The organism is Nocardia sp. NPDC060220 (assembly GCF_042727815.1).
Taxonomy (GTDB): domain Bacteria; phylum Actinomycetota; class Actinomycetes; order Mycobacteriales; family Mycobacteriaceae; genus Nocardia.
This window is the reverse complement of the sequence record NZ_JBHWZY010000344.1, coordinates 1-6,936: the sequence shown is the minus strand read 5'-3', so window position 1 is coordinate 6,936 and position 6,936 is coordinate 1. Positions and strand designations below refer to the sequence as shown.

Annotated in this window: 7 protein-coding genes; 5 read left to right on the top strand and 2 right to left on the bottom strand. The window is 67.4% G+C overall.

The window, feature by feature from the left end:
* Both ACFWF3_RS18815 and ACFWF3_RS18810 read left to right on the top strand, forming a co-directional pair.
* On the top strand, positions 1-2,309 hold a 2,309-nt coding region (locus ACFWF3_RS18815), incomplete at its 5' end, for a multifunctional oxoglutarate decarboxylase/oxoglutarate dehydrogenase thiamine pyrophosphate-binding subunit/dihydrolipoyllysine-residue succinyltransferase subunit (protein WP_379314649.1).
* 285 nt (positions 2,310-2,594) lie between these two features.
* Positions 2,595-3,761: a hypothetical protein gene (locus ACFWF3_RS18810; protein ID WP_379314648.1), complete on the top strand. Its 1,167-nt coding sequence runs from the start codon at positions 2,595-2,597 to the stop codon at positions 3,759-3,761.
* A gap of 11 nt (positions 3,762-3,772) precedes the next feature.
* On the opposite strand, the gene ACFWF3_RS18805 is transcribed toward ACFWF3_RS18810, so the two are convergent.
* On the bottom strand, positions 3,773-4,246 hold the full coding sequence (locus tag ACFWF3_RS18805; protein WP_379314647.1) for a hypothetical protein: 474 nt from the start codon (positions 4,244-4,246) through the stop codon (positions 3,773-3,775).
* A complete protein-coding gene (locus ACFWF3_RS18800; RefSeq protein WP_379314646.1) occupies positions 4,240-4,953 on the bottom strand; it encodes an SDR family NAD(P)-dependent oxidoreductase in 714 nt (237 codons plus the stop codon). Before ACFWF3_RS18800 ends, ACFWF3_RS18805 begins: the two co-directional genes overlap by 7 nt.
* A gap of 101 nt (positions 4,954-5,054) precedes the next feature.
* On the opposite strand from ACFWF3_RS18800, the gene ACFWF3_RS18795 reads away from it, so the two are divergent.
* From ACFWF3_RS18795 to ACFWF3_RS18785, 3 genes are all read left to right on the top strand, one after another.
* The gene (locus tag ACFWF3_RS18795) at positions 5,055-5,909 is read left to right on the top strand and encodes a helix-turn-helix transcriptional regulator (RefSeq protein WP_379314645.1); all 855 of its coding nucleotides are present in this window, start codon (positions 5,055-5,057) and stop codon (positions 5,907-5,909) included.
* A 56-nt stretch (positions 5,910-5,965) separates the two neighbouring features.
* Entirely contained in the window at positions 5,966-6,346 is a 381-nt protein-coding gene (locus ACFWF3_RS18790) for an ADP-ribosylation/crystallin J1 (protein WP_378993433.1), read from the top strand.
* Between the two features lie 237 nt (positions 6,347-6,583).
* On the top strand, positions 6,584-6,802 hold the full coding sequence (locus ACFWF3_RS18785) for a hypothetical protein (protein WP_378993431.1): 219 nt from the start codon (positions 6,584-6,586) through the stop codon (positions 6,800-6,802).
* Positions 6,803-6,936 lie beyond the last annotated feature (134 nt).

Here is a 6,936-nt window from a genome sequence, read left to right as displayed (position 1 = left end):
CAGAGACCGATCAGCTCAAGTGGATGCAGGAGCGGGTCGAGCAGAAGCACGTCAAACCGACTGTCGCGCAGCAGAAGTACATCCTGAACCGGCTCAACGCCGCGGAGGCGTTCGAGACCTTCCTGCAGACCAAGTACGTCGGCCAGAAGCGTTTCTCGCTCGAAGGCGCCGAGGCTGTCATCCCGATGATGGACGCCACCATCGACCAGTGCGCCGAGTACGGCATGGACGAGGTCATCATCGGCATGCCGCACCGCGGTCGCCTCAACGTGCTGGCCAACATCGTCGGCAAGCCGTACTCGAAGATCTTCACCGAGTTCGAGGGCAACATGAACCCGGCGGCCACCCACGGCTCCGGCGACGTGAAGTACCACCTCGGTGCGCACGGCCAGTACCTGCAGATGTTCGGCGACAACGAGATCGAGGTCTCGCTCACCGCGAACCCCTCGCACCTGGAGGCGGTCGACCCCGTCCTCGAGGGCCTCGTGCGCGCCAAGCAGGACCTGCTCGACAAGGGCGACGGCCCCGACGGCTTCTCGGTGATGCCGCTGATGCTGCACGGCGATGCCGCGTTCGCCGGTCAGGGCGTGGTGGCCGAGACGCTGAACCTGTCGGGTCTGCGTGGTTACCGCGTGGGCGGCACCATCCACATCGTGGTGAACAACCAGATCGGCTTCACCACGGCGCCGGAGAACAGCCGCTCCACCGAGTACTCCACCGACATCGCGAAGTTCATCGGCGCGCCGATCTTCCACGTCAACGGTGACGACCCGGAGGCCTGCGACTGGGTCGCGCGCCTCGCGGTCGACTTCCGGCAGAAGTTCCGCAAGGACGTCGTCATCGACCTCGTCTGCTACCGCCGTCGCGGGCACAACGAGGGTGACGATCCCTCGATGACCCAGCCGGAGATGTACGACATCATCGACACCAAGCGTTCGGTGCGTAAGGCGTACACCGAATCGCTGATCGGCCGTGGCGACATCTCCATGAAAGAGGCCGAGGACGCGCTGCGCGACTACCAGGGTCAGCTGGAGCGTGTGTTCAACGAGGTCCGCGAGCTGGAGAAGTACGTTCCGGAGCCGTCGGAGTCCGTCGAGGACGACCAGAAGGTGCCCGCCACCGTGGTCACCGCGGTCGACAAGTCGGTGCTGCAGCGCATCGGTGACGCGTTCCTGAACACTCCGGACGGTTTCAACGTGCACCCGCGCGTGAAGCCGGTGCTGGAGAAGCGTCGCGAGATGGCCTACGAGGGCAAGGTCGACTGGGCCTTCGCCGAGCTGCTCGCCTTCGGTTCGCTGATCGACCAGGGCCACGATGTGCGCCTGACCGGTCAGGATTCGCGGCGCGGCACGTTCACCCAGCGTCACTCGGTGATCATCGACCGGATCAATGCCGTCGAGTACACCCCGCTGCACAACATCGGTTCGGAGAAGCCGGGTTGGTTCGCGGTGCACGACTCGGCGCTGAGCGAGTACGCCGCCGTCGGTTTCGAATACGGCTACTCCCTGGGCAACCCCAACGCACTCGTGTTGTGGGAGGCGCAGTTCGGTGACTTCGTCAACGGCGCGCAGTCGATCATCGACGAGTTCATCTCCTCCGGTGAGGCCAAGTGGGGCCAGCTCTCCGACGTGGTGCTGCTGCTGCCGCACGGCCACGAGGGTCAGGGTCCCGACCACACCTCCGGTCGTATCGAGCGGTTCCTGCAGCTGTGCGCTGAAGGCTCGATGACCGTGGCGGTGCCGTCCACCCCGGCGAACTACTTCCACCTGCTGCGCAGGCACGCGCTCGACGGGATCCGTCGTCCGCTGATCGTCTTCACGCCGAAGTCGATGCTGCGCAACAAGGCCGTGGTGTCCGACGTCAAGGACTTCACCGAGTCGAAGTTCCGTTCGGTGTTCGACGAGCCCACCTACGAACAGGGCATCGGCGACACCGCCAAGGTCAAGCGCATCCTGCTGACCTCGGGCAAGCTCTACTACGAGCTGGCTGCGGAGAAGGCCAAGCACAAGCGCGAAGACGTGGCGATCGTCCGGATCGAACAGCTCTACCCGATCCCGACGTACCGCCTCAACGAGGCGCTGGCCAAGTACCCGAACGCGACCGACATCGCCTGGGTCCAGGAAGAGCCGGCCAACCAGGGCGCATGGCCCTTCTTCGGCCTCAACCTCCCCGAGGTGCTGCCCGAGCGCCTGGGCCGTCTGCGCCGCATCTCGCGTCGCGCCATGTCGGCCCCGTCCTCGGGTTCGTCGAAGGTGCACGCCGTGGAGCAGGCCGAGATCATCGGCGAGGCTTTCGAGCCGACCACGTAAGTTCCTCTCGCACAACGGCCTGCGCCGGGTGGATCATCGCGATCCGCCCGGCGTTCGCCGTTTCCGGACACTGTGGCGAGACATCGGTCACAGAGTTCTCTTATCCGGGTGGCAACGGTGCCACAGTGTGCCCCGGTAATGTCCGGCGCGAACTACCCCAAGGGGCCCGCCCTGATCTGGACTGAGTGGAGGGTGCGACGAAGGAGTGCCCGGAGGGAGGGAAGATCAGGGGCCCGAAGGGCCCCGCTCGAGCGCGCCAGCGCTCAGAAAACACAGGAGCGTGGCATGGCGAACGGACGTAACGGATACCTGCTGTTGGGCGGGATCGCGTCGGTGGGGGCGGGCGCCGTGCATTTCATGGCAGCGGGCATGCACACCGAGCACGCCACGCTGGCGCGGCTGATGGTGGTGCTCGCCGCGATCCAGTGCGCGACCGGGCTGGCGGTCTTGCTGAGCGAGCGGAAGGTGGTCGTGAGCTCGATGCTCGCGGCAAATGCCTTCGCCGCCGCGGTGTGGGCGTTCACCCGGTTCGCCGATGTGGGGTGGATCGCCGGGTTGACCGCGGAGTCACCGCAGGTGGCCGACACCGTGTGCGCGGTGCTGGGTGCGCTGGCCGCCGTCGCCGCGGGCATCGGCCTGCTCCGGCCCACCGCGACCCTGCCGCCGATGCGCTCCGGAATCGCGGCCGCCGCGGTGGGTGTGCTGGCGCTGGCGGCGATGCTCAACGGTGTCGGGCACGTCCACAGTCACGGCGACACCGGCGATCACGCGCATGCCGGCGGCGATGACCACGCGCACGGCGCGGGCGACGATCACGGCACCGAGGCGAACTGGCCGCGCCCGTGGGATCCCACGAAGCCGATCGACCTGTCGGGTGTCGCCGGTGTGACGTCGGACCAGCAATCGCGCGCGACCAACCTGGTGCGTAGCACGCTCGACGGCCTGCCCGCCTTCTCGGATGTGAACACCGTTGGCGCCCTGGGCTTCCGCTCGATCGGCGACTCGGCCACCGGGTACGAGCACTACATCAACATGAGCTACATCCGCGACAACAACTTCCTCGACCCCGCCCACCCGGAGTCGCTGGTCTATCGGGTCGACGGAACCGGCCGCACCCTCGTGTCGGCGATGTACATCGCCAACGGCAAGAAGATCGACGACCCGAGCCTGGTGGACTTCGGCGGGTCCCTGATGCAGTGGCACGTCCACGACAATCTCTGCTGGAAGGCGGGCGACAACGGCCCCGTGGTCGCCGGCGTCCTCGACGCCCAGGGCAATTGCCCGCCCAACTCCATCAACCCCGGCGCGGGCAATCCGATGGTGCACGTCTGGATCGCCCCGCATCAGTGCGGCCCGTTCGCGGCGCTCGAAGGTCATGGCGCGGGCCAGGCGAGCGCCGACGGTCGGCGCACCGACACGTGCAGTCACGACCACGGCGGCGGCCACAAGTAGGCGGTCACCTCTCAGCCGGGCTGAACCCAGCGACGCAGGGCGTCGATGGTGGATTCCGGAGACGTGTTGAAACAGAATCGGATTCCGGGCGCGAGGTCGGAGGCGACATTGATCAGCCGCTCGAACAGCAGGGTGTGTTCGGGCGCCATCCGCACACCCGCGCCGATCATCGCGACCCGGAACTCCCCACCCGCCGCGCATTCGCGCAGGACCGCTTCGGCCGCGTCGGGGTCGGCTGGGACCTGACAGGAGACGATGTCGAAACCTGCTTCGCGCAAGGTGGTTTCGCCTGCGGTGATGCGCGCGGTCAGGGTGGCTTCGTCGATCTGCGGGTAGCGCGTGTAGTCGACGGCGCTGGGGTGCAGACCGATCGACAGCACCGTGCTCGTCTTCGGTTGTGCCACTGGGCTCTCCGTTCTCATCAGGTAGGTGGTGATGCCGAGGCCGGCGAGCACCGCCACGAGCAGGGCGCCCGCCTTCACCACGAGGTGGGGCCCGTTCGGTCGAAGAATCCGCCGGTCGGGCCGTCCCGGTCGGCCGTCGCCACGGCGACGACGGCGTCGGTGCCCTCGGTGACGGTCTGGAAACCACTGTGCCCGTTGAGGTCGGTGGCGGTGTAGCCGGGATCGATCGCGTTGACCTTCATCTCGCCGAGTTCGCTCGCGTACATGACGGTGAGCATGTTCAGCGCCGCCTTGGTGCTCGGGTAGCCGAGGGCGGGCGGCAGCAGGCCCTGCCACTTCGGGTCGGTGACCGTCGCGATGGAGCCGACACCGCTGGACACCATCACGATGCGGGGATGGTCGGACAACCGCAGCAGACCCACGAACGCGTTCGTCACCCGGACCGGGCCGAAGACGTTGGTCTCGAACACTTCTCGCAGATCATCGGGGCCGGTCTCAGAGGGTGCGCGACGGGGACCACCGATGCCCGCGTTGTTGATGAGCACGTCGAGGCGGCCCGCGGTGGCCTTCACGATGTCGGCGGCCGCGGCGACGGAGTCGTCGGAGGTCACATCGAGCGGGACGAATCGAACGTCGACACCGGCCGCGGTGAATTCGGCGGCGGCGGCCTCGCCGAGCGCGGTGTCGCGGGCGGCGAGGAACACCAGCCAGCCGGCTTCGGCCAGTCTGCGCACCGTTTCCCGGCCGAGTCCCTTGTTGGCCCCGGTGACCAAGGCAATCGTTGTCATGGCTCCAGAGTCACCCCGACCCGGCCCGGTCTCCAGTGCTGCCTCGGCATAGGACCCGCGGTACCACCCCTGACCCGCTGTCCTGCGGCACCATGGGAGGGGTGGACAGAGCGGAATTGGCGACGGTATTGCGCACCGCGCGTTCCCGGCTGACCCCCGCCGACGCGGGCCTGCCGGGCGGGTCACGCAGGCAGGTCCCCGGATTGCGGCGCGAGGAAGTGGCCAACCTGGCCGGGGTGAGCGTCGACTACATCGTGCGGTTGGAGCAGGGTCGCGGACCGAAACCGTCGGAGCAGGTGCTCGGCGCGCTGACCAGGGCGCTGCGGCTCACCGATGTCGACCGCGATCTCGTCTTCCGGCTCGCCGGGTCGGAACCGCCGCAGGCCGGGCGGATTCCGATGGTGATCCGTCCCAGCGTGCTGCGGCTGCTGGATCGCCTGGCCGATCTGCCGGTACTCGTGCTCTCGGCCAAATCCGACGTTCTTGCCTGGAATCCCTTGTCGGCGGCCCTGCTCGGTGATTTCTCCGCGATCCCGGTGGGCCGGCGCAACATCATGTGGCAGCGCTTCCTCGGCACCGGCATGGGCCGCGTCGTGATGACGCCCGAGGAGGCCGACAGCAACGCGGCCGCCTGCGTGGGCTGCCTGCGCGCGGTGAAAGCGACCTACCCCGACGACCCCGGCCTGACCCGCCTGCTCACCGAACTACGCACCGGCAGCCCAGAATTCGAGGCGCTCTGGCAGGCAGGCCGCTCCAGCACCATGCACAGCCTCACCAAAACCATCGCCCACCCCGACCTCGGCGCCCTCACCCTCGACTGCGACGCCATGCACGTCCCCGACACCGACCAAACCATCGTCATCTACTCCGCCGCCCCCCACACCCACACCGCCACCGCCCTCGACCTCCTCCGAGTAACCGGCCTCGAATCCTTCGCGACACCGCCCACCGAATAACAAATGGCCTCCCCAGGGCTACTCGGATACGGTGCGTTACTCGCGAAGGAGTAACGATGACAACCGCACCACGCACCACCATCCTCTGGCGGCCGACCGGCCCCAAGGAGCTGGCGCTTGTCGCCGAATCCGGTTGGCGCACCTGGCCACCACGCCTACCCGACCAGCCGATCTTCTACCCGGTCCTCAACGAGGCCTACGCGGTGCTGATCGCCCGCGATTGGAATGTGCCCGCGTCCGGCGCGGGATACGTCACCCGCTTCGCAGTCCGAACCGACTACCTCGACAACTACGACGTGCAACAGGCCGGCGGCCGCGACATCCTCGAATACTGGATCCCCGCAGCGGATCTCGACGAATTCAACCGCAACATCGTCGGGGTGATCGAAGTCGTGCGCCGCTTCCCGGAAGGCGCGCCCCTTCCCGAAACGGCGTGACCAGGACATCGAGAGTCAGACGGCTCGGTCAGGGCCGTCAGCCGTAGGCCGGATACCGGGTGCTGTGGACATCCCGGCGGTTCACCTGCTCATGGCGTGGCCGACGGCGCGGATCGTCGCCCGGAGACCCCGAATCGACAGCCGCAACCCTGGTTTTCAGGGCTACCGGTCGGTCGGTTCAGAAGGCAGCATCCATGTCGTCAACTGTGACAACACTTGTCGAAATTGGGAGTTAGCGTGTCGATCGGGAAATTCGTGATGGCGGGCATGGCGATGGTGGCACTCGGTGCGGTGGTGCCCGCTACCGCGGCGGCCGCGCCGACGGTATCGGTCGCCGAGGCGGGGACCGGCAGTGCCGACGCGACCAGCGGGAGCGCCACGTTGGTGATGCTCATCGAGGAGCTGTTCAAGCCGTGCCCGTTCAGCAGCACCGTGTGCCCGGCCACCGATAACTGAGCCGACAGCGAAGGAACCCGGCCTCACCTCAGACGGGGTCCGTCGCTGTCGTACCGAGGATCGATCGGGCCTACACGGACGCAGATTGGACGCTATCGGCTCGGTGTGGCGCCACCGCGGCAGCGGTTTAGGCC

What these genes read in the sequence shown, in the direction of transcription:
- ACFWF3_RS18810 (WP_379314648.1), top strand. Translation starts at nt 2,595, where the DNA reads ATGGCGAACGGACGTAACGGATACCTGCTGTTGGGCGGGATCGCGTCG.
- ACFWF3_RS18800 (WP_379314646.1), bottom strand. Translation starts at nt 4,953, where the DNA reads ATGACAACGATTGCCTTGGTCACCGGGGCCAACAAGGGACTCGGCCGG.
- ACFWF3_RS18790 (WP_378993433.1), top strand. Translation starts at nt 5,966, where the DNA reads ATGACAACCGCACCACGCACCACCATCCTCTGGCGGCCGACCGGCCCC.